The organism is Paucibacter sp. XJ19-41 (assembly GCF_028462495.1).
In the GTDB taxonomy this organism is placed as follows: domain Bacteria; phylum Pseudomonadota; class Gammaproteobacteria; order Burkholderiales; family Burkholderiaceae_C; genus Roseateles_E.
The window spans coordinates 41,295-65,723 of record NZ_JAQOWX010000018.1 but is presented as its reverse complement, the minus strand read 5'-3'; the positions used below and the strand labels follow the sequence as shown (position 1 = coordinate 65,723).

26 protein-coding genes are annotated in these 24,429 nt (G+C 68.4%); 17 read left to right on the top strand and 9 right to left on the bottom strand.

The window, feature by feature from the left end; all coding sequences use genetic code 11:
* Both PO768_RS07110 and PO768_RS07105 read left to right on the top strand, forming a co-directional pair.
* On the top strand, positions 1-1,852 hold a 1,852-nt coding region (locus PO768_RS07110), incomplete at its 5' end, for a metallophosphoesterase family protein (protein ID WP_272645499.1).
* A gap of 84 nt (positions 1,853-1,936) precedes the next feature.
* Complete coding sequence (locus tag PO768_RS07105; protein WP_272645498.1) at positions 1,937-2,956, top strand: alpha/beta hydrolase family protein; 1,020 nt, start codon at positions 1,937-1,939, stop codon at positions 2,954-2,956.
* Here PO768_RS07105 and PO768_RS07100 read toward each other — a convergent pair.
* The 7 genes from PO768_RS07100 to PO768_RS07070 form a co-directional block, all read right to left on the bottom strand.
* Positions 2,931-3,428, bottom strand: a complete 498-nt coding sequence (locus PO768_RS07100) for a Csu type fimbrial protein (RefSeq protein WP_171018270.1) — start codon at positions 3,426-3,428, stop codon at positions 2,931-2,933. The two genes, PO768_RS07105 and PO768_RS07100, sit on opposite strands and share 26 nt — an antisense overlap.
* Entirely contained in the window at positions 3,425-5,815 is a 2,391-nt protein-coding gene (locus PO768_RS07095; RefSeq protein ID WP_272645497.1) for a fimbria/pilus outer membrane usher protein, read from the bottom strand. The genes PO768_RS07100 and PO768_RS07095 overlap by 4 nt, the downstream gene beginning before the upstream one ends.
* Complete coding sequence (locus PO768_RS07090; protein ID WP_442953195.1) at positions 5,812-6,504, bottom strand: fimbrial biogenesis chaperone; 693 nt, start codon at positions 6,502-6,504, stop codon at positions 5,812-5,814. Before PO768_RS07090 ends, PO768_RS07095 begins: the two co-directional genes overlap by 4 nt.
* A gap of 78 nt (positions 6,505-6,582) precedes the next feature.
* On the bottom strand, positions 6,583-7,089 hold the full coding sequence (locus PO768_RS07085) for a Csu type fimbrial protein (protein WP_272645495.1): 507 nt from the start codon (positions 7,087-7,089) through the stop codon (positions 6,583-6,585).
* A gap of 30 nt (positions 7,090-7,119) precedes the next feature.
* Positions 7,120-8,004 carry a diguanylate cyclase domain-containing protein gene (locus tag PO768_RS07080; RefSeq protein ID WP_272645494.1) on the bottom strand — a complete coding sequence of 295 codons (885 nt, stop codon included), beginning with the start codon at positions 8,002-8,004 and terminating at the stop codon, positions 7,120-7,122.
* 111 nt (positions 8,005-8,115) lie between these two features.
* Positions 8,116-8,748: a response regulator gene (locus PO768_RS07075; RefSeq protein WP_272645493.1), complete on the bottom strand. Its 633-nt coding sequence runs from the start codon at positions 8,746-8,748 to the stop codon at positions 8,116-8,118.
* The gene (locus PO768_RS07070; RefSeq protein WP_272645492.1) at positions 8,745-10,106 is read right to left on the bottom strand and encodes a CHASE3 domain-containing protein; all 1,362 of its coding nucleotides are present in this window, start codon (positions 10,104-10,106) and stop codon (positions 8,745-8,747) included. Before PO768_RS07070 ends, PO768_RS07075 begins: the two co-directional genes overlap by 4 nt.
* Before the next feature lie 451 nt (positions 10,107-10,557).
* Between PO768_RS07070 and PO768_RS07065 the strand changes: the two genes are divergently transcribed.
* Both PO768_RS07065 and PO768_RS07060 read left to right on the top strand, forming a co-directional pair.
* Entirely contained in the window at positions 10,558-10,800 is a 243-nt protein-coding gene (locus PO768_RS07065; RefSeq protein ID WP_137943143.1) for an AbrB/MazE/SpoVT family DNA-binding domain-containing protein, read from the top strand.
* Positions 10,797-11,192 carry a PIN domain-containing protein gene (locus PO768_RS07060; protein ID WP_269837912.1) on the top strand — a complete coding sequence of 132 codons (396 nt, stop codon included), beginning with the start codon at positions 10,797-10,799 and terminating at the stop codon, positions 11,190-11,192. The genes PO768_RS07065 and PO768_RS07060 overlap by 4 nt, the downstream gene beginning before the upstream one ends.
* A 159-nt stretch (positions 11,193-11,351) precedes the next feature.
* Here the strand turns inward: PO768_RS07060 and PO768_RS07055 are convergent, their stop codons facing one another.
* Positions 11,352-12,779 carry a cryptochrome/photolyase family protein gene (locus tag PO768_RS07055; RefSeq protein WP_272645491.1) on the bottom strand — a complete coding sequence of 476 codons (1,428 nt, stop codon included), beginning with the start codon at positions 12,777-12,779 and terminating at the stop codon, positions 11,352-11,354.
* 33 nt (positions 12,780-12,812) lie between these two features.
* Here PO768_RS07055 and PO768_RS07050 point away from each other — a divergent pair, with 33 nt between their 5' ends.
* Genes PO768_RS07050 through PO768_RS07015 form a run of 8 tightly spaced genes read left to right on the top strand, consistent with a single transcriptional unit; the run spans position 12,813 to position 19,803 of the window.
* Positions 12,813-13,391, top strand: coding sequence for a YqgE/AlgH family protein (locus tag PO768_RS07050; protein WP_272645490.1), 579 nt, complete (start codon positions 12,813-12,815; stop codon positions 13,389-13,391).
* Positions 13,388-13,780 (top strand): Holliday junction resolvase RuvX, encoded by a 393-nt coding sequence (gene ruvX / locus PO768_RS07045; RefSeq protein WP_137943140.1) that lies wholly within the window; start codon positions 13,388-13,390, stop codon positions 13,778-13,780. Before PO768_RS07050 ends, ruvX begins: the two co-directional genes overlap by 4 nt.
* Complete coding sequence (gene pyrR / locus PO768_RS07040) at positions 13,777-14,271, top strand: bifunctional pyr operon transcriptional regulator/uracil phosphoribosyltransferase PyrR (RefSeq protein ID WP_272645489.1); 495 nt, start codon at positions 13,777-13,779, stop codon at positions 14,269-14,271. Before ruvX ends, pyrR begins: the two co-directional genes overlap by 4 nt.
* Before the next feature lie 16 nt (positions 14,272-14,287).
* Positions 14,288-15,250: an aspartate carbamoyltransferase catalytic subunit gene (locus tag PO768_RS07035; protein WP_272645488.1), complete on the top strand. Its 963-nt coding sequence runs from the start codon at positions 14,288-14,290 to the stop codon at positions 15,248-15,250.
* Positions 15,247-16,563, top strand: a complete 1,317-nt coding sequence (locus PO768_RS07030) for a dihydroorotase (RefSeq protein ID WP_272645487.1) — start codon at positions 15,247-15,249, stop codon at positions 16,561-16,563. Before PO768_RS07035 ends, PO768_RS07030 begins: the two co-directional genes overlap by 4 nt.
* A 1-nt stretch (position 16,564) precedes the next feature.
* Positions 16,565-17,296 carry a lysophospholipid acyltransferase family protein gene (locus tag PO768_RS07025; protein ID WP_272645486.1) on the top strand — a complete coding sequence of 244 codons (732 nt, stop codon included), beginning with the start codon at positions 16,565-16,567 and terminating at the stop codon, positions 17,294-17,296.
* Between the two features lie 45 nt (positions 17,297-17,341).
* Positions 17,342-18,904 (top strand): thymidine phosphorylase family protein, encoded by a 1,563-nt coding sequence (locus PO768_RS07020; protein ID WP_272645485.1) that lies wholly within the window; start codon positions 17,342-17,344, stop codon positions 18,902-18,904.
* Positions 18,904-19,803 carry a ribose-phosphate diphosphokinase gene (locus PO768_RS07015; RefSeq protein WP_272645484.1) on the top strand — a complete coding sequence of 300 codons (900 nt, stop codon included), beginning with the start codon at positions 18,904-18,906 and terminating at the stop codon, positions 19,801-19,803. Before PO768_RS07020 ends, PO768_RS07015 begins: the two co-directional genes overlap by 1 nt.
* Here PO768_RS07015 and gpmA read toward each other — a convergent pair.
* Positions 19,788-20,531, bottom strand: coding sequence for a 2,3-diphosphoglycerate-dependent phosphoglycerate mutase (gpmA, locus tag PO768_RS07010; protein WP_272645483.1), 744 nt, complete (start codon positions 20,529-20,531; stop codon positions 19,788-19,790). The genes PO768_RS07015 and gpmA overlap by 16 nt on opposite strands.
* On the opposite strand from gpmA, the gene PO768_RS07005 reads away from it, so the two are divergent.
* From PO768_RS07005 to PO768_RS06985, 5 genes are read left to right on the top strand one after another with little or no spacing between them, the layout of a single operon-like run.
* Complete coding sequence (locus tag PO768_RS07005) at positions 20,530-20,733, top strand: hypothetical protein (protein ID WP_269837904.1); 204 nt, start codon at positions 20,530-20,532, stop codon at positions 20,731-20,733. The genes gpmA and PO768_RS07005 overlap by 2 nt on opposite strands.
* A complete protein-coding gene (locus PO768_RS07000) occupies positions 20,733-21,959 on the top strand; it encodes a porin (RefSeq protein ID WP_171018268.1) in 1,227 nt (408 codons plus the stop codon). Before PO768_RS07005 ends, PO768_RS07000 begins: the two co-directional genes overlap by 1 nt.
* 17 nt (positions 21,960-21,976) lie before the next feature.
* Positions 21,977-22,402: a hypothetical protein gene (locus PO768_RS06995; RefSeq protein ID WP_137943131.1), complete on the top strand. Its 426-nt coding sequence runs from the start codon at positions 21,977-21,979 to the stop codon at positions 22,400-22,402.
* A 45-nt stretch (positions 22,403-22,447) separates the two neighbouring features.
* Positions 22,448-23,962 carry a methyl-accepting chemotaxis protein gene (locus tag PO768_RS06990; RefSeq protein WP_269837903.1) on the top strand — a complete coding sequence of 505 codons (1,515 nt, stop codon included), beginning with the start codon at positions 22,448-22,450 and terminating at the stop codon, positions 23,960-23,962.
* A 57-nt stretch (positions 23,963-24,019) separates the two neighbouring features.
* Positions 24,020-24,427: a rhodanese-like domain-containing protein gene (locus tag PO768_RS06985; RefSeq protein ID WP_269837902.1), complete on the top strand. Its 408-nt coding sequence runs from the start codon at positions 24,020-24,022 to the stop codon at positions 24,425-24,427.
* Positions 24,428-24,429 lie beyond the last annotated feature (2 nt).

Genomic DNA, 24,429 nt, shown 5'->3' with positions numbered 1-24,429 from the left:
CGCACCGGCGCCGGCACCTGCTCCCGCCCCGGCGCCCGCCCCGGCGCCCGCCCAGGCGCTGCGCGTGGGCGTCCTGCCCGATACCCAGGGTGGCGGCCAGAACGCGGCCGTCCATCCGATGCGAGCCTTGTTGGAGCTCTACAAGCAGCAGAAGGTCGATGTGGTGCTAGTGGTCGGTGATCTGGCCGAGTTCGGTTCGGCCGCCGAGTACAAGCAGTGGCGCGAGGTGGCTGAGGCCTACAAGGGCCAGATGACCTTTCTGCCGGTGATGGGCAACCATGACAACAAGGGCCTGGACCAGGACTGGCACGACCTGGTGGCCGACCTGATCCCGGCCGAGGCCGAGCATATGGACGGTGCGCGCAACAAAAACTACGCGCTGCTGCGCAACGGCGTGCTCTTCATCAATGTGTCCTATGGCTGGATGCCCTATGCCTACGACTTCGTCGAGCAGACCATCGTCAAGCACCGCGCCAAGGCCAAGCACATCGTGCTGCAGACCCACAATTCCTTTGTTGGCAACAAGTACGGCCTGCTGCGCGAGCGCATCGTCGAGGGCTACCGCTCGGAGGACAGCGATGTGGCGTTCAAGGGCGTTTACGACAAGTACCGCAAGCTGCTGGCGGAACATGATGTGGTCTACGTTTCGGGGCATGAGCATATGTACGCCCGCAGCCTGATCCGCGATCCGGCGCAGCGCCCCTTCATGCAGATCGTGTCCGGCAGCGCCTCCTACAAGGGCTACGAGAACCGGTTCGGCGAGCACGAGTTGGTGCAAAACACCTTGATGCTGAAGGCCCGCACCGAGGCGACCGGAATCCTGGACGTCAATGCCTCCATCCTCGACTTCAAGGACGATGTGCTGGACTTCAAGGCCTGGTACGCCGAGCACAGCGTGATGCGCAACGAGGACGGACCCAAGGAGCTGGCCCAGCCGAAGTGGCAGCTGTTCGACCGCTTCCGCCGCAGTGCCGCGAGCTGCGACAAGCTGGTGTTCCCGGCCAGCTTTCCGGCCGCCATCCAGCGCAACAACATCTATGACACCAGCTACCGGACCAGCAACTGTCCCTCGCCCCAGGGCCTGGCCGCGCGCGTGCTGGATGGCGAGAACCTCAGCTTCAACCGCCACGACACCCGCACCCGCAGCATGAGCGCCGAGCCCGGCAAGACCGAGGCGGCCAGCAACCGCGAGATGCTGTCGCTGATGCAGCGCCATATGTTCATCTCCCACGAGAGCTGGCGCCCCAATCTGAACAACAGCCAGCGGGCACGTCTGGTGAACATCGGCCAGGCCAATGAGGAAGTGGAGGTGCGTGCCACCACCATCGATCTGAAGAAGCAGCTGATCCTGGCCTGGGAGCCCAAGGTCGAGGGGCTTCAGTCCGAGGTGCTGAGCATCAGCGGCACGGCCGGTCAGGGCGGCACCTATATCGATGCTTATGGTCGAGTGAAGAACATCGCCACCGACACCGGCCTGCCTGGTTCGTTGGGCGATGGCAGCGAAGCCGGCAAGCAGCCGGTGCAGCTGCCGGCCTGGGCCAGCAAGCGCTGGGATCTGGACGCCGAAGGGCAGGGCGACCGCTACGTGCTGGAGTTCGGGCTGCCCAAGGACCTGAAGCCCGAGCAGCTCATGCTGGCGCGCCAGGATGCTGGCGGGCGCTGGCAGGCGCTGGCTCCCAGCAATTGCCTCAGCGCCAAGCCCTATGTGACGGCCTATCTGACGATGGCGCCGGCCGATGTGACCGGCTCATGCGCGTCCGCACCGGTGGTCGTCGGCTTTGATGCGGCCAAGAAGACCTTCTGGGCCCGCGTGTCCCAGGAGGGCCGCTTTGCTCTGATCGCCCGTCCCTGAGCGAAGCGGGCGCGGCGCACAAGCCCTGACTTCTGCCAGGCCTCGGACCTGGCCCCATACTGGCCGGCCAAGGAGTTCTTTCAGATGCTTGCTCAGAAGTCAGCCGCCCGGCGTTGTGCCCTCTTTCTGGCCGCTGCGTTGTGCGCGGCTGCCCCGGGCCTGGCGCAGGCCCAGGCCGTGCCATCAAGCGCGGCCGAGGCGCCGGCGATCCCGGGCCAGGACCTGGACTGGCAGGACACCCAGCGCCAGCGGGCCGTTCCGGTGCGGCTGTACTGGCCGGCGCAGGCCCAGACGGACGGCGCGCCGGTGCCGCTGATCGTGTTCTCGCACGGCATCGGCGGCTCGCGGCGCGGCTACAGCTATCTGGGCCAGTACTGGGCGAGCCAGGGCTATGCCAGCCTGCATGTCCAGCATGTCGGCAGCGACCGCCAGCTCTGGATGGGCAATCCACTGGGCCTGGTGGGCCGGCTGCAGGACGCGGCCCAGGAGCGCGAGGCGATCCACCGGGCTCGCGATGTCAGCTTCGCGCTGGACCGGCTGCTGCAGGGCGAGTGGGGCGCGCGCATCGATGCGCGGCGCATCGTCGCGGCCGGCCACTCCTACGGCGCCAACACCAGCCTCTTGCTGGCCGGCGCTCGCGTCGAGCGCCAGGGCGCGGTGATGGATCTGCGCGACGAGCGCTTCAAGGCGGCGCTGATCATCTCGGCCCCGCCCTTCTACGGCGAATCCGATCCGTCGGCCATCCTGGCTTCGGTCAACATCCCGACCCTGCACATCACCGCGACCGAGGACGTGATACGCATCCCCGGCTACTACTCCGACGCGCAGGACCGGCTGCGGGTGTTCGACGCCACCGGCAGCGCGACCAAGTCGCTGGTGGTGTTCGAGGGTGGCTCGCACAGCGTCTTCACCGACCGCGACGGCACCGGCGGCCTGACGCTGAATCCCAAGCTTAAGACCGCCACCCGCGAGCTGACCCTGGCCTTTCTGAGCCAGGTCTTCGACGGGCAGGGCGAGAGCCTGCTGAGCTGGGGCGAGCGCCACGGCGGCCTGCTGGCGCGCTGGGTGCGCCCTGGGGCTAGTAGTACGTCAGTGTCACGCTGAGGGTGTCGGTGTAGGCGCCGGGCGCCGCGCCGAGCTGGCGGCCCGGCAGCCGGCCGTAGACCCAGTGCGTCTGCTGCGGCGCCAGCCCGAGGATGTCCAGCGTGATCGAGCCCGGCATCAGCAGCGTGGCGGCCGTGCCATCGCCCCAGACCGTGCTGCGGGCCGCATCCGTATAGAGGTTGTAACTCAGCTGGTGGGCGCCCAGGCTCATGCGCCGATTGGCAAAGCTGCCGCCGCCGCCGGCGCTGATCGCGAGGTTGTAGGGAATCAAGAGCCCGGCCACACCGCCGCAGCCGACCTTGATGCTGGCGCTGCTGTCGGTATGGCCATGGGCCAGCGGGTTGTAGCTGCCGAACAGCAGCGGCGTGGTGCTGACGGTGCAGCTGCACAGCACCGGCAGGCACAGGGCCTGGGCCGAGCCGGCGCCGCATGCGGCAGCCAGCAGCAGGACAAGCAGACGCAGCAATCTCATGGGGTGGCCTTGCATTCAAGAGTGCCCAGCTCGGGCCATTCGATCAGCTCGCGGGGCAGCGTCAGTATCAGGCTGCAGCTGCCGTCGGGCCAGCGCGCGTCGACGCGGCTGCGCTCGGCCAGGCCGCTGACAAAGGCGCGGCCCTCCAGCCCGACCGGGAAGCTGCGTGAGCCGCCCTCGACGCGCAGCTCGCTGCCTGGCGGCAGCGGCCGGCCCTGCGGGTCGATCACGCGAAAGCTTGCCGCCCGGCTGCGCTGCACCGGGAAGCTGATCAGCGCGGCGCTGCGCGCGGCCGGCGTCAGCCGCACTTCTACCGCGTCGAGCTGGGCATCGAAGGGCAGGTCGGCGGCATCGATGCCGACCCGGTTGCTCTGGTAGCCGCGCAGGCTGCCGATGAAGGCGCGGCCGCTGGCATCGGTGCGGGCCACCGGCTGGTTGTCATGCAGCACGCCGACGCCGGCATAGTCGCCGACCTGCACGATGGCAAAGCCGCCGTCGATGCGGCGGCTGGCGAACAGCTCGCCATCCATCCAGGCCAGGCCGCCGCTGACGCCGGCGCGCAGCTCCCGGGCCCGGCCCAGCTTGGCCGCGCCGGCGCTGAAGTCGGCCTTGTCGGTCTGCCAAACAGCCTGGGCCAGGCTGCGGCGCTGGTCGCCGGTCTCGGTCAGCAGCTGGTAGCCGAGGCCGCGGCCGAAGGGCGGGTTCTGCTGGACCTGCAGCTGCAGGTTCTGGGTGTCCGGCCTGCCGTTCGGCCCTTCGCTGCGGCTGCGCAGCAGATTGACGCTGGCGCTGCCACGCTCGCCCAGCGCATGGCTCCAGGACAGCGACAGCGCCGTGCTGCCGCCCAGATCGCGCAGTGCCACCAGGCTCAGATAGCCCCAGCCACCGAGGTCGCGGCTGGCGCTCAGCGACAGCAGCCGTGGCCGGGCGGCCTCGCCGCTGCGCCCGCCCTGCTGCAGATAGCTCAGGCCCAGCGAGGTGCCGCCCCAGGCGCTGCCCAGCGCGGCGGCCACGCTCCAGCGGCTGTCCGCTGCGCCGCGGGTATCGCCGGCCTGCGTGAAGCCGGCGCTGGCCCGGCGCAGCTGCAGGCTGCCGCTCCAGTCGCGGCCCTGGCGGTCCAGGCCGGCGCCCAGCATCCAGCCCCGATCGGCCTGGCGCTGCCGGCTCAAGCCCAGCGACAGCGTGCCGGTCCCCAGCGCCGGCCACAGCCAGATGCCGGTCGCGCCCAGCGTCTGCTGAGCGCGCATCAGCTCGGCACGCAGCTCGCGGGTGAAGCGCTCGCTGATCCCCTTGCGCTCGGTCAGGCTGGCCAGCACCGCGCCATAGCGGTTGCTGGCCAGGCCATAGTCCTCGCGTAGCCGGCCCAGCTCGACGCTGAAGGCGCGCAGCCCCGGCTTCAGCAGGGCCGGGCTGACGTAGTAGGGCAGGACCACGACCTGCTCGCGCCCCAGCAGATCGCGCACCACACTGCGGATCTCGCCCTGGCCGGTGACGATGGGCAGCTCGCTGAGGTCGAAGGCGCCGGGCTGCAGCCGGCCCTGCAGGCGCTGGCTGTTGTTGACATAGACATCCAGCGTCGAGGGCAGGGCGGCCTCGCCCTTCAGGCTGGGCAGCGGGAAACTCAGGAAACCGGGCCGCAGCGAGAAGTCCGTGCCCCACTGCAGGCCGCCCAGGCGCAGCGCCCGGCCCCAGGCACCGGGCTGGCTGACCGTGTCGCCAAGGCGCAGCCGCGCCATGCGCTCGGGCTGGTCCAGGGTCCAGCGCGTCTCCAGCCGCAGCAGGCCGCCTTGCTGGCGGTACAGCAGCAGATGGTTCAGGTCGCCCCGCGCGGTCAGCGCGCCGAGCTCGGCCAGGCCATCCAGGCTGCTGCCGCCGCCCTGGCTGCGACGCTGCCAGTACAGATCGTAGTTGGCGAACAGGCCCAGCTGCTGCGGCAGGGTCAGGCGCGGCGCCGCGCTTTCCATGCTGAGCTGCTGGCGCCTGAAGGCCGAGGCCGAGGCCTCGATCACCAGGGTCTGGCTGGCCTCCTCGATATGCCAGCGGGTGTCCGGGCTGGTGTCGGGTCGGCCATCGAGCACCATATGCGGCTCGCCGTCGATCAGGCGCGGCGCCAGCGCCGGCAGCTTCAGATGCAGCGACTCCCAGAGCGGCTGCGGCAGCGCCAGGCCCTCGGCCACGCGCACCGCCCGCAGGGTCTGCGGCTGGGCCACGCCGTTGATGCGCAGGCCCAGCAGCAGGGTCTCGCCGGGGCGCGCGAGCTCGGCCAGGGCCTGAGCCAGCTCGGGGCTGGGCAAGAGGCCACCGGACTGGGCGCCCAGAGGCTCGGTCAGCCCCAGCAGCAGCGGCCACAGCAGGTGGCCGTGCCGGGACTCAGTCCTGCGCCTCATTCAGCGCCACCTGCTGCACGCCCTGCTCGCTGACGACTTCCAGCAGCCGATGCTTCTGCCCACCCTGCAGACGGAAGCTGCGCTGCTCGCCGGGGAAGATCACGCTGCCGCTGCCCTGCAGCGCCAGCGCCGCGCCGCCCTGCAGGCGCAGCTCGCCGATCTTCAGATGCACATTGCCGGTGTTGCTGACGCTGGCGACNCAGCGCCGCGCCGCCCTGCAGGCGCAGCTCGCCGATCTTCAGATGCACATTGCCGGTGTTGCTGACGCTGGCGACCATCTCGCCAGTGGCAGCGCGCCGCAGCTGCCACTGCTCCTGGCGCACGATCTTGCTCGGCGCCACATAGACCGGCACCCGCAGCGCCACCAGCACACGCACGCTGCCGCTGACATTGCCGATGTCCGACAGCCGCGGGCTCGGCACCTCGCGCAGCACCATGCGGTAGGTGGCCTCCTGCTGCAGCTCCTGGTTGCGGCGCAGGCCGACCCGCACGATCTGGGTCTGGCCCGGCTGTATCGTGAAGATCGGCGGGTTGACGATGATGTCGCTGGTCGGACCGTCGACATCCTGGCCCTGGACCCGGGTCCAGGCGATCGCATCGGCCTGCATGATGACCGCCTCGCTGCCGTTGTTCTGCACCTGCACGGTGGCGCGGTCATTGAGGCGGTCGAGCTTGACATTGACCGGCATCAGGCTGATGTCGGCGGCATGGGCCAGGCCACTCAGGGCCAGCAGGCAGGCGAGCAGGGCAGTGCGCATGGCGAGGCCTCAGTAAGTGACCGTCACCGTCACGGTGTCGGTGTAGCTGCCGGGCACCACATTGGCCAGCGAGGGCAGGCGGCCGTAGATGGTCAGGCTCTGGGTGCTGCCGGTGCCGGTGCCGCTGTGGGTGCTGCTGGCCGTGCCGTCGCCCCAGACGGTGGAGCGGCCGGCATCCAGATAGAGCTGGTAGCCCAGGCTGTTGGCACCGCTCTTCATCGCGCGGTTCGTGAAATTGGAAGCGCCGCCGGCATTGGCCCCGGCGTTCAGCGACACGGTATAGGGCGTGGTGTTGGTGCACACGACGCTCAGCGTCGAGCTGGCGTCCAGCGGTGTCGCGGTGGCCAGCGGGTCGATGCTGGCGCCGAAGTTCATCGCCGAGCCCGACACCGTGCAGGCGCTGACCACGGTGGCCTGCACCTGGAAGGTGTTGCCGGCGGTGGCGGCGCCGGCCGAACCCGCGCCCAGCAGGGCGGCGGCGAGAAGCAGTGATTTGAGCTTGGCGGAAGACATCATGGCGAACTCCGTAATTGCTGAAGGCGGGGATCAGTGGCAGAAGACCGTCGGGCGCTGCGGCAGCGCCGCGCCATAGGCATGGGCCTCGGCCAGGGTCAGCAGGGCGCGGGCCGAGACCGCGTCGCGCGGGAACAGGGCCATGCCCAGTTCGCTCTGCAGGGCCAGGGCCCCGCCGTCAATCTGGAAAGGCTGGGCCATCAGCGCGCCGATCTGCTGGGCGAAGCTCGCGGCATCGGCGGCCGAGTCGACCCGGGTCAGCAGCAGCGCGAACTGCTCGCTGGCATGGCGGGCCAGCACATCGGCCGGCGTGCAGGACAGGCTCAGCCGCTGTGCGGTCTCGCGCAGCACCGCCTCGACGGCGGCCTCGCCATGGGTCTGGCGCAGCGCGTCCAGGCCCTTGAGCACCAGCACGAAGGCGGCGATCTCGGTGTTCTCGGCGGCTGCCATCTTGATGGCCTGGTCGGCCCGCTCCAGCAGCGCGAGCTGGCTGTACAGGCCGGTCAGTGCATCGCGCAGCAGCAGGGCGGCCGGGGCGCTGGACTCGCCGTCGCGGCGGGCTTCCAGCTGCTCGCCGAGATCGTCGAACAGGGTCTCCAGGCCGCTGGCCTTGTCGTAGAAGCCGTCGGCGCCGGCGGCGGTGCAGGCCTGGCGATAGGCCTCGACGGCTTGCGAGGTCAGCACCATCACCTGGCCGCCAAAGCCCTTGGCGCGCAGCGCGGCCAGCACCTGCAGGCCCGAGCCCGAGGCCAGCGACAGGTCCAGCAGCACCATCTCGGGCTGCAGCCACTCGATCAGCGCGATCGCCTCGTCCTGGCGGCTGGCCTCGCCGACGATGCGCGCGCCGGCCATGCTGTCCAGCCGGCGTACCAGCAGGCGGCGGATGGACGGCGAATCTTCAACCAGAAAGATGTTCATGAAAGCCCCTGTTCGATGGCACTCATCTTCGGATGTCGCCCGGGCCTTGCGCAGAGGGGCTTGCCGCAAGCCGGGGTGCATGATTCGCGCAAGCCCGTGTCAGCCGATTGCCTACACGGTCAGGCCGTGTTGCAGGCAGTACTTGGTCAGCTCGGTGTTGTTACGCCAGCCGGCCTTCTCCAGGATGCGGGCGCGGTAAGTGCCGACGGTCTTGACCGACAAGCTCATCGTGTCGGCGATCTCGGCCGGGGTCTTGCCGGCGGCGATCAAGAGCATCACCCGGTGCTCCTGGGTCGAGAGCTGCTCGTGCGGCAGGCTGGCCGGTGCCCGGCCGTCGAGCAGGCCCAGCAGATGGTCGGCCATGGCTGCCGTCACGTAGCGGCCGCCCTGGAGCAGGCGGTGCAGGGCGTTGACCAGATCGTCGCCGGCGCGGTCCTTGGGCAGGTAGCCGGCCACACCCATCTGCAGGAGCCGCGAGGCATAGGCCGACTCGGCGTTCAGGCTCAGGATCAGCACCGGCACGGCCTTCAGCGCGCGCAGCACGCGGCTGGCGCCCTCGGTGCCGCTGGCGTCGGGCAGCGAGAGGTCGAGCACCACGGCATCGGGGCGCTGGGCCTGGCCCAGGCTCAGGGCCTGCGCCAGGCTGGCCGCCTCGTCGATCTGGGCCTGTGGCCACTCGGCCAGGATCAGCTGGCGCACGCCGACCCGCATGATGGGGTGGTCGTCGACGATCAGAAACCTCATGCCTGGGCCTCCGCCGGCAGCGGCAGGTGCACGGCCACCCGGGTGCCGCCGCCGGGCGCCGGGCCGAACTCGAAGCGCCCACCGGCCAGCGCCGCGCGTTCGCGCATATTGCGCAGGCCCGAGGCATCGGCGCGCACCGAGCCCGGGCCGTTGCCGTTGTCGCGGATCTCCAGCGTGTAGTGCCGGCCCGCCGCCCGGCCGGCGATATTCAGTCGGCCCGCCTGGGCGTGGCGCAGCACATTGGTGCCGGCCTCCTGCAGGATGCGGAACAGCTGGTTGCGCTGCTCGGGGCTCAGCAACTGCTCGTCGTCCACCTCGACCTCGACCGCCAGCTCGCCCTGGCGCGCCAGGCCCTTGGCGTAGTGCCCGATGGCAGCGGCCAGGCCGAGGTCGTCGAGCAGTGGCGGGCGCAGCGCGGCCGAGATCTGGCGCGCGGCGGCGATCGACTCGTCGGTCATCGCCAGCAGCTCGTCGATCAGCTCCTCCTTGGCCGGCGCCAGCTTGCGGCGCAGCGCCAGCACCAGCATCTTGCTGGCGGTGCCGAGCTGGCCGAGCTGGTCGTGCACCTCGCGCGCCAGGCGCGCGCGCTCGGCTTCGATGCTGCGGTCCAGTTCGACGGCAAAGCTCTGGATGCGCGACAGCGCCGCTTGCAGGTCGGCGGTGCGCGCCGCCACCGCGCTCTCCAGATGGGTGTTGGCCTCGCGCAAGGCGGTCTCGGCCCGGTCGCGCTGGCGGCGCTCCAGGACCAAGGCCAGCATCGCGCCGCCGATCAGCAGTACGCCCACCAGCGGAAGCACGGCCGACAGCAGCGCGGTGCGCTGCTGCACCGCCAGATTGCGGCGCTCGGCGTCCTCGATCATGCGGCTCTGGTGCCGCTCCAGCAGGGCCAGCTCGGCGCGGATGTCGTCCATCAGCCGTTTGCCGTTGACATAGGCCGACAGGTCTTTCAGCGCCGCCTCGCCGATCTGCCAGCGCCGCTCAACGTTCTTCTCGGCCTGCTCGATGCGCTGGCGGATGAAATCGTCCAGCCGCTCCAGCGTCGGCGCCGTCTCGGCGCTGGGTGGCAGCGCGGCGGTCAGCTGGGTGTAGGCCTGGGCGAGTTCCTGGCGGGCGCTCTCGTAGGGCGCCAGAAACGCCACCTGGCCGGTGATCAGGAAGCCGCGCTGGCCGCTTTCGAGGTCGATCAGCAAGCTGCCGAGCCGGCGCAGCTGCAGCTGGGTCTGCAAGGCCTGCACGCGCTGCGCATTACCCGCAACCAGCTCGCCGAGGCTGCGATGCTCGCCATAGGCGGTGGCCAGAAAGGCGACACAGCCGGTCAGCAACAGCCCCGCAGCAAGAGGGAACGATGTGAAACGCATGTCCGATCGAGTGGCATTCAACACTTCGGATACACGCGGACGCTGTGCTGGCGGTGATGACAGGGAGCTGCAGCGTCCACCCTACCCACGAATTGGTGCCGGTGGAGCCTCGTCCGGACCCCTGTTGCCGACGCCGTCAGCCGAGGCTATGGGCTGCGATTCAAAAAATCAAGATCAGAAGTCCGCCGGTGGTCGGGGCGCCACAGTGCCGGGTCTTGCCTGCCCCGTCCAGTCCGACAGGCTTGCAGCGCAACCGTAGCGCCTTGCCCGGCTGGCCGCGCTGGGTTCGTCAGCGCCCTAGATGCAAGACATTCCGCGACAGCGCGCGGAATTGACAAAGTAAATCTGGCCTTTGCTCAGCAGCAAATCGTTGATCGTTTGCAGACCTGTCCAAAAGTGCTTGCACTCCATTTTTCCTTACTTTAAAGTAAGGAGCACCAGGAGATCGCGCATGACCACTGCAACCATCACTTCCAAAGGCCAGATCACGATACCCGCTGACGTTCGGCATGCCCTTGCCGTTGATGCTGGGGACCGCGTGGAGTTCGTTCAGATCGAGCCCGGCCAGTACCTGTTCGTGGCTGCGAATCGTTCGGTGACGGAGCTGAAGGGCATGTTCGGCAAGCCATCCAAGGTCGTCTCCATTGAAGACATGAACTTGGCAATCGCTTCTCGCGGAGCATCGGCACGATGATTGGTCTGGATACCAACGTGCTGGTCCGCTACATCATGCAGGACGATGCCAAGCAGGCCGCCAAGGCGACGAAGCTGATTGAAAGCCTCACGGCTCAGGAGCAGGGTTTCATCACCCTGGTGTCGGTGGTGGAGTTGGTGTGGGTGCTGTCGTCGTCCTACGACTTGGCGCGGGGTCAGATCGTCCAAGCGCTCGACGTGATCCTTCGCTCGAAGCAGCTTGTCGTCGACCAGGCCGAGCATGTGGTGCGGGCCCTGCGAGCCTACGGCGCGGGAAGTGCTGACTTCGCAGACTGTCTGATCGAGCGCACGGCGGCGGCCGCCGGCTGCGCAAAGACGATGACCTTTGACGCTGCTGCAGCCAAGACGGCGGGCATGACGTTGGTTCAATAGCAGGGAAAGAGGACGATGCCGACGGAACCTAGATGTTGCGGTCTGAAACCGACGCCGGCTACTCGTTCCTGGAGGCCAAGGCGCTGGCGTGTTGGTGCACCCTCAGAAACTGGGTGAGAAGGCCGCAGGTGCGACCGGCGCCAGGGTGCCAGGTCTTGCTCAGTCCGGCAGGCTGCGGCTCTTGACCACCGCGTAGCGCGCCAGCGTGCGTTCGCGCGCCTCGTCATGGCGCACCAGCGGCGGTGCGTAGTCGGGCGCGGCCAGCGGGCCGGCCAGCCAGGGGGCATGGATCAGCTTGGCCGGCAGCGCGGCGAGCTGGGGCAGGTAGCGCTTGATGAACTTGCCCTCGGCGTCGAACTTCTCGCTTTGCGTGACGGGATTGAAGATGCGGAACCAGGGCTGGGCATCGCAGCCGCTGGAGGCGGCCCATTGCCAGCCGCCGTTATTGGCGGCGAGGTCGAAGTCCAGCAGCTGCTCGGCGAAGTAGCGCTCGCCCCAGCGCCAATCGATGCCGAGGTCCTTGATCAGGAAGCTGGCCGTCACCATGCGCAGGCGGTTGTGCATATAGCCGGTCTGATTGAGCTGCAGCATTGCCGCGTCGACCAGCGGATAGCCGGTCCGCCCCTCGCACCAGGCCCGGAACAGGGCTTCGGCCGCCGGACCCCGCTCCCACTGGATGGCGTCGTACTCGGGCCGGAAGGCGCCGCTCATCGCCTGCGGGTGGTGGTGCATCACCTGGTGATAGAAGTCGCGCCAGATCAGCTCGGACAGCCAGACCTCGGCGCCGCGCTCGCCGGCCTGCGCGCGTTGCCAGGCCTCGCGGGCCAGGCGCCGGGTCGAGACGGTGCCGAAGCGCAGATGCACGCTCAGATAGCTGGGTCCCTTGACGGCCGGGAAATCGCGGGACTGGTCGTAGCGATCAATGCGGTCCAGAAAATCGTCCAGCAAGGCCTCGGCACGGTCGGCACCGAGATGGGGCGCCAGCCCGGCCGGCTCGAAGCCGATCTCGGCAAGACCTGGCACGCCCTGGGCCAGCGGGCTGGCCGCCAAGGCATCGATGTAGCGCTCGACCGGGTAGGCGCGCAGGTAGAAGGGGGTGAGCTTCCTGAGCCAGGCGTTCTTGTAGGGCGTGAACACGCCATAGGGTTTGCCCAGGGTTGTCAGCAGCTCGCTGCGCTCGAAGACCACATGGTCCTTGAAGCTCTCGAAGCGGCAGCCGAAGCTGGCCAGGCGCTCGGCCACCAGGGTGTCGCGCGCCAAGGCCTGGGGCTCGTCGTCATGGTTGGCGAACACCGCCTGCACGCCCAGCTCGGCGGCCAGCTGCGGCAGCAGCTCGGCGGCGCGGCCATGGCGGACGATCAGCGCGCCGCCGCGGGCGCGCAGCGCCGCATCGAGCTGACTCAGGGCCTGCAGGATGAACTCGACGCGGCGGTCGGCCCGGGGCAGGGCGGCCAGGATCTCGGTATCAAGCACAAAGCAGCAGAACAGCCGGCGCGCCGAACGCAGGGCGTGGTAGAGGGCGGCCTGGTCGTCCAGGCGCAAATCGCGGCGGAACCAGAGCAGGGCCTTGTCGTGAAGCTTTTGCATAGAGGAAGTGTCGCCTACGAATAAAATGCACGGATGTCCAAGCACCAGATGGCCCTCTCCAATCAGTTCCTGATCGCCATGCCTGGCATGGCGGACGACACTTTCGCCGGCGCCGTGGTCTATCTGTGCGAGCACAACGACAAAGGCGCGCTGGGCCTGGTGATCAACAAGCCGATCGCGCTGACCCTGGGCAATCTGTTCGAGAAGGTCGAGCTGAGCCTGGACGACGACGATCTGGCCGCCCGTCCGGTGTTCTTCGGCGGCCCGGTGCAGACCGAGCGCGGCTTTGTGCTGCATGAGCCGCTGGACGCCGCCGGCGGCCACTACAACGCCACGCTGGCCGGGCCCGGTGGGCTGGAGATGACCACCAGCCGCGATGTGCTGGAGGCGCTGTCCTATGGGGCCGGCCCCAAGACGGTGCTGGTGACCCTGGGCTATAGCGGCTGGGCCGCCGGCCAGCTCGAGGAGGAGATCGGCCGCAACGGCTGGCTGACCGTCAGCGCCACGCCCGAGATCATCTTCGAAACCCCGGTCGAGCTGCGCTACGAGCGGGCGCTGGGCCTGCTGGGGATCGATCCGCGCATGCTCAGCACGGACGCCGGCCACGCATGAGCGGTACGCTGCAATCGTTATTGGCCTTCGACTACGGCATCAAGCGTCTGGGCGTGGCCACCGGCAGCCGCTTTTCCGGCAATGCCGAGCCGCTCAAGAGCATCCATCTTGAAGGCGATGCCCGCTTCGAGGCGATCGCCAGGCTGATCAAGGAATGGCAGCCCGAGGGCCTGGTGATCGGCGTGCCCTTCCATCCCGATGGCGCCGAGCACGAGATCACGCTGCGGGCGCGCCGCTTTGGCCGCCAGCTGAAGGGGCGCTTTCGCCTGCCGGTCTTCGAGGTCGACGAGCGCTACACCAGCGTCGAGGCCGAAAGCATGGGTGCGCGCGATATCGACTCGGCCGCTGCCGCCCTGATTCTTGAACAGTTCTTTCGTGAGCATCCATGAGCACACTTTTACTTGATGCCGAAGCCCTTTATGCCGACCTGCTGAAAGGCGTGCGGCGCCTGCTGCTGCCCGATGCCGCCCTGGTGGGCATCTGGTCCGGTGGGGCCTGGCTGGCCGAGCGGTTGCAGAAGGATCTGGGCCTGGCCGGCGAGCCCGGCGTGATCTCCAGCTCCTTGCACCGCGACGACTTCGGCTCCAAGGGCATGAGCGCCAGCGCCGACCACACCAAGCTGCCTTTTGATGTCAACGGCCGCCCGGTGCTGCTGATCGACGACGTGCTCTACACCGGCCGCACGACCCGGGCCGTCATCAACGAGCTGTTTGACTTCGGCCGCCCGTCCAGTGTCACGCTGGCGGTGCTGGTGGACCGGGGCGGGCGCGAGCTGCCGATCGAGCCGGCCTTCTCGGCCGCGCGCGTGACGCTGGCGGCCGAGCACAAGCTGCGGCTGGCGCGCGCCGACGATGGCCGCTTCAGTTTCGATGTGGAATGAGCGAGGGGATGACCAGATGCTGAGTAAACGAAATCCCCAACTGAACAAGCACGGCGAGCTGATCCATCTGCTGTCGATCGAGGGCCTGCCCCAGGCCGTGATCCACCAGATCCTGGACACCGCCGGCACCTTTTTGTCGGTCAACGACCGCGAGGTCAAGAAGGTGCCACTGCTGCGCGGCAAGTCGGTGTTCAATCTCTTTTTCGAGAACAGCACCCGCACCCGCACGACCTTCGAGATCGCGGCCAAGCGATTGTCGGCCGATGTCTTGAACCTGGACATCGCGCGCAGCTCGACGGCCAAGGGCGAGACCCTGCTCGACACGGTGGCCAATCTGTCCGCGATGCACGCCGATATGTTCGTCGTGCGGCACAGCGAGAGCGGCGCCCCCTATCTGATCGCCCAGCATTGCGCGCCCCATGTCCATGTGGTCAACGCTGGCGACGGCCGCCATGCGCACCCGACGCAGGGCCTGCTGGACATGTACACGATCCGGCATTTCAAGAAGGACTTCCGCAATCTGACCGTGGCCATCGTCGGCGATATCGTGCATTCGCGCGTGGCCCGCTCCGACATCCATGCGCTGAACATCCTGGGTGTGCCCGAGATCCGCGCGGTCGGCCCCAAGACCCTGGTGCCCGGCGATCTGCGCGAGATGGGCGTGCGGGTCTGCCACGACATGGCCGAGGGCATCCGCGACGCCGACGTCATCATCATGCTGCGCCTGCAGAACGAGCGCATGAGCGGCGCGATGCTGCCCAGCGCCGGCGAGTTCTTCAAGAACTTCGGCCTGACGCCGGAGAAGCTGGCGCTGGCCAAGCCCGATGCCATCGTGATGCATCCGGGGCCGATCAACCGCGGCGTCGAGATCGACTCGGCCGTGGCCGACGGCAAGCAGAGCGTGATCCTGCCGCAGGTGACCTTTGGTATCGCGGTGCGCATGGCGGTGATGTCCATCCTGGCTGGGAACGAAGCATGAAGATCCTCATAAAAAACGGTCGATTGATCGACCCGGCCTCGGGCCTGGACCGCATCGGCGATCTGGCGATCGCCTCCGGCCGCATCGTCGCACTGGGCGATGTCAGCGAGTTCGAGGCGCAGCGTGTCATCGACGCGAGCGGCCTGGTGGTGGCCCCCGGCCTGGTGGACCTGGCGGCGCGGCTGCGCGAGCCCGGCCATGAGCATGAGGGCATGCTGGAGAGCGAGCTCAATGCCGCCGCGGCCGGCGGCGTCACCAGCCTGGTCTGCCCGCCCGACACCGACCCGGCGCTGGACGAACCGGGCCTGGTCGAGATGCTGAAGTTCCGCGCCCGCAAGCTCAGCCTGTGCCGTCTCTTCCCGCTCGGCGCGCTGACCCGCGGCCTGGCGGGCGAGGCGCTGACCGAGATGGCCGAGCTGACCGAGGCCGGCTGCGTCGGCTTCTCGCAAGCCGACCATCCGATCCGCAACACGCAGATCCTGCTGCGCGCGCTGCAGTACGCGGCCACCTTCGACTACACGGTCTGGCTGCACCCGCTGGACCCCTGGCTGGCTGGCGGCGTCGCGGCCAGCGGCGCGGTCGCGACCCGGCTGGGCCTGTCCGGCGTGCCGGTGGCGGCCGAGACCGTGGCCTTGCACACCATCTTCGAGCTGGTGCGCGTCACCGGCGCGCGGGTCCATCTGTGCCGCCTCTCCAGCGCCGCCGGCGTCGAGCTGCTGCGCGCGGCCAAGCGCGAAGGGCTGAATGTGACGGCCGATGTGTCGATCAACTCGCTGCATCTGAGCGATGTGGACATCGGCTACTTCAACTCGGCGATGCGGGTCACGCCGCCGCTGCGCCAGGGCCGCGACCGCGACGCGTTGCGCGCCGGCCTGGCCGATGGCACGCTGGACGCGCTGGTGTCCGACCATATGCCGGTCGACGAGGACGAGAAGATGCTGCCTTTTGCCGAGGCCACACCCGGCGCCACCGGGCTGGAGCTGCTGCTGAGCCTGGCGCTGAAATGGGCCGAGGACCTGCAGCTGCCGCTGGCGCGGGCGCTGGCCGTGGTCAGCAACGAGCCGGTGCGGGTGCTGGGCAATGCGCTGGGTTCGCTGTCGGCGAGCGCCGGCCGCCTGGTCGAGGGCGGGGTGGCCGATGTTTGCGTCTTCGATGCGGGCGCGCGCTGGGCGGTCACGCCGGATCAGCTCTTGAGCCAGGGCAAGTACACGCCCTTCGCCGCCGACATCACCGGATTTGAGCTGCCGGGCCGGGTGCGCTATACCCTGGTGGCGGGCCATATCGCCCACGAAGCCAAGACCTCAGCGACCTGAGATGCGAGCCCCCATCGCCGTGTGGCGCTTGTTGCGCCTGAGCCTGCACATCCTGCATGGCCTGGCGCTGATCGCCTTGCGCTTTGACAGTCTGACCAAGCCGCAGCGCCAGCACCACATCCAGTGGTGGTCGCGCAAGACCTTGCGGCTGCTGGGGGTCGAACTGCAGCTGCGCGGCCAGGGCCGGCCGGGCGCCAAGCTGGTGGTGGCCAACCATGTGTCCTGGCTGGATATCGCGGCCATGCATGCGGTGCTGCCCGAGGCGCGCTTTGTCTCCAAGGCCGAGCTCAAGCACTGGCCCATCGTCGGCATGCTGGTGGTGGGCGTGAACACCCTGTTCATCGAGCGTTCCAGCAAGCGCGATGCCCTGCGCGTCGTGCACCAGACGGCCGAGGCGCTGCAGGTCGGCGACACCGTGGCGGTCTTCCCCGAGGGCACGACCGGCCCCGGCCCCGAGCCCTTGCCATTCCATGCCAATCTGCTGCAGGCGGCCATCGCCACCGAGATGCCGATCCAGCCGGTGGTGTTGCGCTGGCATGAGCCCGGTGAGCGCTTCAGCACGACGGCCCGCTTCGTCGGCGACATGACCCTGGTGCGCAGCCTGTGGAGCGTGGCCAGCGCGCAGGGCCTGGCCATCGAGATCCAGATCCTGAGCGCTCATGGCAGCGCGCATGCCGACCGGCGCGCGCTGGCCGAGCGCCTGCGCGGCGAGATCGCCGAAGCCCTGGCTTGATCTGACGGGCCCCCGGCTCGCACGCTGCTGGCCTACAGTCGGGGCATGACGCTTGCACCGCTGCAGATACGCCGGGTCGGCATCGACACCTGGCGCGAGAACGTGGCCTACCTGCACCGCGACTGCCCGGTGGTGCGGGCCGCGGGCTTTCAGGCCTTGTCCAAGGTCGAGGTCCATGCCAACGGACAAGTGATCCTGGCCGTGCTCAATGTGGTCGATGACGAACGCATCGTCAGCAATTGCGAGCTGGGCCTGAGCGAGGACGCCTTCAAGCGCCTGGGCGTGCTGGAAGGCCACAGCGCCAGCATTGCCCATGCCGAGCCGCCGGCCTCGATTGCCGCGCTGCATCGCAAGATCAATGGCGAGCGGCTGGGCCGGCAGGAGCTCGCCGCCATCATCCGCGATGTGGCCTCGGCCCGTTATTCCAAGATCGAGCTGGCGGCCTTCGTGGTGGCGACCAAGCAGTACGAGCTCGACCGCGAGGAGGTGCTGCATCTGACCGAGGCCATGATTGCCGTGGGCCGCACGCTCGACTGGCAGCACCAGGTCGGCGCCGGCCTGGTGGTGGACAAGCACTGCATAGGCGGCATTCCCGGCAATCGCACCTCGATGCTGGTCGTGCCCATCGTTGCGGCGCACGGCATGCTATGCCCCAAGACCAGCTCGCGCGCGATCACCTCACCGGCCGGCACGGCCGACACCATGGAGGTGCTTGCGACTGTGGAGCTGAGTTTCGAGCGCATGGTCGAGATCGTGCGCCAGACCCGGGCCTGCCTGGCCTGGGGCGGCACGGCCGATCTCTCCCCGGCCGACGACATCCTGATCTCGGTCGAGCGCCCGCTGTCCATCGATTCGCCGGGCCAGATGGTGGCCTCCATCCTCAGCAAGAAAGTCGCGGCCGGTGCCACGCATCTGGTGCTGGACATTCCCGTGGGGCCCAGCGCCAAGGTGCGTTCGGCCCCGGATGCCCAGCGTCTGAAGAAGCTGTTCGAGTATGTGGCCGGCCATCTGGGCCTGCAGCTCGATGTGCTGCTGTCTGATGGTCGCCAGCCCATCGGTGCCGGTATCGGCCCGGTGCTGGAGGCGCGCGACGTGATGGCCGTCCTACAGGGCGAGCCCGGCGCACCGCAGGATCTGCGTCAGAAGGCCTTGCGGCTGGCCGGGCGCATGATCGAGTTCGATCCCGATGTGCGCGGCGGCCAGGGTGAGCGGATCGCCCGGGACATCCTCGATTCAGGCCGCGCGCTGGCCCGCTTCAACGCCCTCATCGATGCCCAGGGTCGGCGTGCCGACAGGCCCGTCCTGGGCGCACTGACCCATGAGGTGCTGGCCAGTGCGCAGGGTGTCGTGATCGATTTCGACAATCTGCGCATCGCCCGTATCGCCCGCCTGGCCGGTGCGCCCCAGGCGGCCGGCGCCGGCCTGCTGCTGCTGAAGAAGCTGGGCGATCCGGTGCGCTGCGGCGAGCCGCTCTACCGCATCCATGCCGCGTTCGAGGCCGACCTGGCCTTTGCCCGTGCTCATGCCGACAAGGACCCCGGCTGCCGGGTCGGCGCCCCCGAACAACTGCCGCAGGACTTTGCCGGCGGCTCAATCTTCTCGCTGTGATGACCGATACCCTGCTGCTTGCCTTTGACGATGAACGCGCGCTGGCCGAGGAGCTGGCGCAGGCCCTGGGCATGTCGCTGGACTTTGTGACACGCCATCGTTTTCCGGACGGCGAGTTGCGCCTGGTCCTGCCCAAACCCTTGCCCGCGCGCGTGATCCTGCTGCGCGGCCTGCAGCAGCCCAACGAGAAACTGGTCGAGCTCCTGATCGCCGCGCCAGCCGCCCGCGAGCTGGGCGCGCAAGTGCTAACCCTGGTCAGCCCCTATCTGGCCTATATGCGCCAGGACATGGAGTTCACGCCCGGCGAGGCGGTCAGCCAGCGCCATATCGCGCGGCTGCTGGCCGCGCAGTTCGACCGTGTGCTGACGATAGACCCGCATCTGCACCGCATCGCCAGCCTCGACGAGGTGATGCCGGCGGGGACGGGTCTTGCCCTATCGGCCGCGCCGCTGCTGGGGCGCTGGATCGCCGAGCGGGTGCCTGGCGCGCTGCTGCTCGGCCCCGACGAGGAATCGGGCCAGTGGGTCAGCGAGGCGGCCCGCGCCGGCGGCCTCGATCATGCGGTGGGCCGCAAGGTCCGCCATGGCGACCATGCGGTCAGCCTGGCGCTGCCCCAGGTCGAGGTGCAGGGCCGCGCGGTGGTGCTGCTGGACGATATGGCCTCGACCGGCCGCACCCTGATCGGCGCGGCCCAGGGCCTGCTGGCGCGCGGCGCGGCCTCGGTCGATGTGGCGGTGACCCACGCGCTATTCAACGGCGACGCGCTGCCGGCGCTGCAAGCGGTGGGCGTGCGCCATGTGTGGAGCAGCAATAGCGTGCCGCATGCCAGCAATGCCGTCAGCGTGGTGCCGCTGCTGGCTGCGACGCTGCGGCCACTACTGACTCAGGCCTTGCCCTGATTCGCCACCGCCGCAGCGGCCTTGGCGGCCGCCTCGGCGTCGCCCAGGTAGTAGCTCTTGATCGGCTTCAGGTTCGCATCGAGCTCGTAGACCAGCGGGATGCCGTTGGGAATATTCACGCCAACGATCTCGTTGTCGCCGATATTGTCCAAATACTTCACGAGGGCGCGGATGCTGTTGCCATGGGCCGCAATGACCAGGCGTTTACCCGATAGGATCGCTGGCGCAACGCTTTCGTTCCAGAACGGCATCACGCGGGCCACCGTGTCTTTCAGGCATTCGGTCAGCGGCACATCGCCGTCCTTGAGCTTGGCGTAGCGGATATCGCTGCGCTCGCTGCGCGGATCGCTGGCTTCCAGCGCCGGCGGCGGCGTGTCGTAGCTGCGGCGCCAGATCAGCACCTGCTCGTCGCCATACTGCTTGGCCATATCGGCCTTGTTGAGGCCTTGCAGCGCGCCGTAGTGGCGCTCGGTGAGGCGCCACTCGTGCACCACCGGCAGCCAGGTGCGGTCCATCTGGTCCAGGCAGTGCCACAGCGTCCAGACGGCGCGCTTGAGCACCGAGGTGTAGGCGACATCGAAATCCAGCCCGGCCTGCTTGATCAGGCGGCCGGCCTGCTTGGCCTGTTCGACGCCCGTGGGGGTCAGGTCGACATCGGTCCAGCCGGTGAAGCGGTTTTCGAGATTCCAGGTGGATTCGCCATGGCGAATGAGCACGAGCTTGTACATGGACGTGGGTCTTGTTGGATGCAGCCCGTTTTTGGGCTGGCGCGATTCTAAATGCGAGCAAAAGCCGGGCTATTGCCGGCCAGTTGTGATTCAAGACCGGGCGGCGCTGGCCGAAAACCCGGTGATGTGCGGGGCGAACATCGCACGCTTGTGCTGTGTTCGCGCACCGAAAACCAGTTTGTCGTTGAAGGAGATGTTGTGATGATGTTGTCGACCGCTCGATCGAGCCTGTACCGTCTGCTGCCCCTGGTCGCCGCCCTGGCGAGCCTGGGCGCGCAGGCGCAGAGCTCCCAGTCCGCGTTCACGTTCTCGGGCTTTGCCACGCTGGGCGTGGTGGGCACGGACACGAACAAGGCCCACTATGTGCTGCCCGGCCAGGTCCGCGGCGGCGACAAGTCCTTCAGCGGCGAGGTCGACAGCAAGCTGGGCCTGCAGGCCACCGGCCGGCTCAACTCGGTGTTCTCCGGCACCGCCCAGCTGCTGACCAAGCAGAACGGCAAGGGCAGCTTCACGCCCGAGCTGGAGTGGGCTTTCGTCAAGGCCCAGCTGCTGCCGTCGCTGGCGCTGCGCGCCGGCCGCATGGGCGCGCCATTCTTCGCGGTCTCCGATTTCCGCGATGTCGGCTATGCCAATACCTGGCTGCGCCCGCCGCTGGATGTCTACGGCCAGGTGCCGGTCAGCCATTTCGATGGCGTTGACGGGCTGTATCAGACGAATATCGGCTCGGCCACCGTCAGCGCCCAGCTGTTCGCCGGCAGCTCTTCGGCGCATTTCGAGCGCACCAAGCTCAAGTTCAAGGACCTGATGGGCTTCAACACCACGGCCGAGCTGGACGGCGGCATCACGCTGCGCCTGGGCCATGCGGTGGGCAAGATCACGGTCGAAAGCGCCACGCTGGACCAGTTGGTGGCCGGCCTGCGCGGTGTGCCGCTGCCGACGGTCTCCAGCGTTGGTGACCAACTGTCGGCACGCTCCAAGGACGTCAGCTTCACCGGCGTCGGCCTGGCCTTCGACGAGGGCAACTGGCTTTTCAACAGCGAGTACACGCTGCGCCGCACCAAGACCTACATCCCCGACACCACCGGCTGGTACACGACCCTGGGCTACCGAGTCGGCAAGTTCACACCCTATCTGACCTTGTCGCGCCTGAAGGTGGACGACAACAATGTCGACAACACCATTCCGCTGGGCCTGTCGCCCCAGCTCAACGGCTTGAAGGCCCTGGTGGACGCTACGGTCGAAGGCCAGCGCACCGAGCAGAAGACGGTGGCCCTGGGCCTGCGCTGGGACGCGATGCGCAATGTCGCGGTGAAGACCCAGTTCGACCGCATCAGCCCCAAGGGCAGCGGCCTGTTCACCCGTGTCCAGCCCGGCTTCGGCAGCGGCCATGTCAATGTCTACAGCCTGGCTGTGGATGTGGTGTTCTGAGGCGGGGTGCAGTCATGATGAAAAACAAACTTCGTCTCTCCTTGACCGCCTTGGCCCTGAGCGCAGCCGGTCTGGCCCAGGCCCAGGTGGCCGTGATCGTCAACCCGAAGAACGCCACTGCCGCGATGACGGCCGACCAGGTGGCCGGCATCTTTCTCGGCAAGAGCAATACCTTGCCCGGCGGCGCCACCGCTGCGGCGCTGGACCAGCCCGAAAGCGCGGCCGTGCGCGAGCAGTTCTATACCAAGGTGACCGGCAAGCAGGCCGCCCAGGTCAAGGCCGCCTGGTCGCGCCTGGTGTTCTCGGGCAAGGCCACGCCGCCCAAGGAGCTGGCGAGCTCGGCCGAGATCAAGAAGTTCGTCGCCGCCAATGCCGATGCGATCGGCTATATCGAGAAGTCGGCGGTGGACGGCAGCGTCAAGGTCGTGCTGAGCGTTGACTGATTGCTTTGTTGAGGCCGCGGTGCCGAGCCGCTGGAGACAATAACTATGAATGTCCGAACCCGGATCTGGCTGCTGCCAGCGTTTGCCGCCCTGATCTTTGCCGTGGGCATTGCCGTGGTGTGGGCGTTTTCGGCCCGCACCTCGGCGGCCATCGCCGCGGTGGGGCAGACCGACTACCCCTATCTGGACGCCACCACCCAGTTCGCCTCCAATCTGGAGGCGCTGGGCGTGACGATACAGAGCGCGGTGGCCGAGGGCGAGAAAAAGCGCCTGGACGAGGCCAACGAACGCGCCGCAACGATGCGCAAGCTGCTCGATGCGATCGCCCGCATCGACGGCAAGGCCGAGATGGGCGCCAAGCTGAAGACCAGCTTCGAGGCCTATTTCGCGGCCTCGGTCGAGACGGCCGAGCTCTTCATGGGCATCAAGCAGGGCGACCAGGCCGGCGCCGTGCCCAAGATGCAGGCGGCCTTGAAGGCCGTCGAGACGGTCGTCGCGCAGGCGCGGGTGGAGGCCAACGAGGGCTTCGAGTCCGGCCTGGCGCGCGCCAATGACGGCGTGTCGGCCAGCCTGATGGCCATCCTGATCAGCGGCCTGGTGGTGGTGCTGGCGCTGGGGGTCGGATCCTGGCTGGTGATAGGCAGCGTGTGGCGCCAGCTCGGCGGCGAACCCGAGTACGCCCGCGATGTGATGCGCATGATGGCCGACGGCGATCTGTCGCAGACCATTGCGGTGGCTCCCGGCGCCGAGGCCAGCCTGCTGGCGGCAGTGCGGGCGATGTCGCAGGGCCTCTCGGCCATCGTCGCCAATGTGCGCAGCGGCACCGATTCGATGACGGTGGCCTCGCGCGAGATCGCGGTCGGCAACCATGATCTGTCGCTGCGCACCGAGAAGCAGGCCAGCTCGCTGGAGCAGACCTCCAGCAATATGCAGGACCTGACCGGCACGGTGCGCCAAAGCGCCGAAGCCGCCGCCCAGGCCAATCAGCTGGCCGGCTCGGCCGCGGCGGTGGCGCAAAAGGGCGGCGCGGTGGTGGGCCAGGTGGTCGCGACCATGGACGAGATCAATGCGAGCTCCAAGAAGATCGCCGACATCATCGGCGTGATCGACGGCATCGCCTTCCAGACCAATATCCTGGCGCTGAACGCGGCGGTCGAGGCGGCCCGGGCCGGCGAGCAGGGTCGCGGCTTCGCGGTCGTGGCCGGCGAGGTGCGCTCGCTGGCGCAGCGCAGCGCCGAGGCGGCGCGCGAGATCAAGGGCTTGATCGGCACCTCGGTCGACAAGGTCGAGACCGGTGCTCGCCTGGTGCAGGACGCCGGCAGCACGATGAGCGAGATCGTTGCCAGCGTGCAGCGGGTCTCCGACATCATCGGCGAGATCACCGCCGCTTCCAGTGAGCAGAGCGCCGGCATCGGCCAGGTCAACCAGTCGATCGCCCAGCTCGATCAGATGACCCAGCAGAACGCGGCCCTGGTCGAACAGGCCGCCGCGGCGGCCAGCAGCCTGGAGCAGCAGGCCCAGGCGCTGCAGACGGCGGTCTCGACCTTCAAGCTCGGCTGAGGCCTGTGGGGTGGCCGGGTTTTATAATCCGGCCCTTTTCTCCAATCGGACCTGCCCTTGAACTTCCTGCTCGACAACTGGTATTTGGTGCTGGCGGCGCTTGCGTCCGGCGGTTTGCTGCTGTGGCCGAGCCTGGCGCGCAGCGGCGCGGCCATCTCGACGGCCGAGGCCGTGCGCCTGATCAACCGTGAGAAAGCGGTGCTGATCGATGTCAGCGAGCCGGCCGAGTTCGCCGCATCGCATGTCAGCGGTGCCCGCAATATCCCGCTGTCTGCCCTGCAAGAGGGCCATAAGCAACTGCCCAGCAACAAGGCCCTGCCTGTGGTGGTGGTGTGCCAGACCGGCGCACGCGCTGCGCGCGCTGCTGGCATGCTGCGCAAGCTGGGCTACGAAAAGGCCCAGCCGCTGGCCGGCGGCGTCAATGCCTGGCGCGAGGCGAATTTGCCTGTCGAGAAGAGTGCCTGAGT

Excerpts from the sequence above, each read along its gene's own strand:
- PO768_RS07105 (WP_272645498.1), top strand. The coding sequence starts at position 1,937 with ATGCTTGCTCAGAAGTCAGCCGCCCGGCGTTGTGCCCTCTTTCTGGCC.
- PO768_RS07100 (WP_171018270.1), bottom strand. The coding sequence starts at position 3,428 with ATGAGATTGCTGCGTCTGCTTGTCCTGCTGCTGGCTGCCGCATGCGGC.
- PO768_RS07095 (WP_272645497.1), bottom strand. The coding sequence starts at position 5,815 with ATGAGGCGCAGGACTGAGTCCCGGCACGGCCACCTGCTGTGGCCGCTG.
- PO768_RS07085 (WP_272645495.1), bottom strand. The coding sequence starts at position 7,089 with ATGATGTCTTCCGCCAAGCTCAAATCACTGCTTCTCGCCGCCGCCCTG.
- PO768_RS07080 (WP_272645494.1), bottom strand. The coding sequence starts at position 8,004 with ATGAACATCTTTCTGGTTGAAGATTCGCCGTCCATCCGCCGCCTGCTG.
- PO768_RS07075 (WP_272645493.1), bottom strand. The coding sequence starts at position 8,748 with ATGAGGTTTCTGATCGTCGACGACCACCCCATCATGCGGGTCGGCGTG.
- PO768_RS07070 (WP_272645492.1), bottom strand. The coding sequence starts at position 10,106 with ATGCGTTTCACATCGTTCCCTCTTGCTGCGGGGCTGTTGCTGACCGGC.
- PO768_RS07065 (WP_137943143.1), top strand. The coding sequence starts at position 10,558 with ATGACCACTGCAACCATCACTTCCAAAGGCCAGATCACGATACCCGCT.
- PO768_RS07060 (WP_269837912.1), top strand. The coding sequence starts at position 10,797 with ATGATTGGTCTGGATACCAACGTGCTGGTCCGCTACATCATGCAGGAC.
- PO768_RS07055 (WP_272645491.1), bottom strand. The coding sequence starts at position 12,779 with ATGCAAAAGCTTCACGACAAGGCCCTGCTCTGGTTCCGCCGCGATTTG.
- PO768_RS07050 (WP_272645490.1), top strand. The coding sequence starts at position 12,813 with ATGTCCAAGCACCAGATGGCCCTCTCCAATCAGTTCCTGATCGCCATG.
- ruvX (WP_137943140.1), top strand. The coding sequence starts at position 13,388 with ATGAGCGGTACGCTGCAATCGTTATTGGCCTTCGACTACGGCATCAAG.
- pyrR (WP_272645489.1), top strand. The coding sequence starts at position 13,777 with ATGAGCACACTTTTACTTGATGCCGAAGCCCTTTATGCCGACCTGCTG.
- PO768_RS07035 (WP_272645488.1), top strand. The coding sequence starts at position 14,288 with ATGCTGAGTAAACGAAATCCCCAACTGAACAAGCACGGCGAGCTGATC.
- PO768_RS07030 (WP_272645487.1), top strand. The coding sequence starts at position 15,247 with ATGAAGATCCTCATAAAAAACGGTCGATTGATCGACCCGGCCTCGGGC.
- PO768_RS07025 (WP_272645486.1), top strand. The coding sequence starts at position 16,565 with ATGCGAGCCCCCATCGCCGTGTGGCGCTTGTTGCGCCTGAGCCTGCAC.
- PO768_RS07020 (WP_272645485.1), top strand. The coding sequence starts at position 17,342 with ATGACGCTTGCACCGCTGCAGATACGCCGGGTCGGCATCGACACCTGG.
- PO768_RS07015 (WP_272645484.1), top strand. The coding sequence starts at position 18,904 with ATGACCGATACCCTGCTGCTTGCCTTTGACGATGAACGCGCGCTGGCC.
- PO768_RS07005 (WP_269837904.1), top strand. The coding sequence starts at position 20,530 with ATGGACGTGGGTCTTGTTGGATGCAGCCCGTTTTTGGGCTGGCGCGAT.
- gpmA (WP_272645483.1), bottom strand. The coding sequence starts at position 20,531 with ATGTACAAGCTCGTGCTCATTCGCCATGGCGAATCCACCTGGAATCTC.
- PO768_RS07000 (WP_171018268.1), top strand. The coding sequence starts at position 20,733 with ATGATGTTGTCGACCGCTCGATCGAGCCTGTACCGTCTGCTGCCCCTG.
- PO768_RS06995 (WP_137943131.1), top strand. The coding sequence starts at position 21,977 with ATGAAAAACAAACTTCGTCTCTCCTTGACCGCCTTGGCCCTGAGCGCA.
- PO768_RS06990 (WP_269837903.1), top strand. The coding sequence starts at position 22,448 with ATGAATGTCCGAACCCGGATCTGGCTGCTGCCAGCGTTTGCCGCCCTG.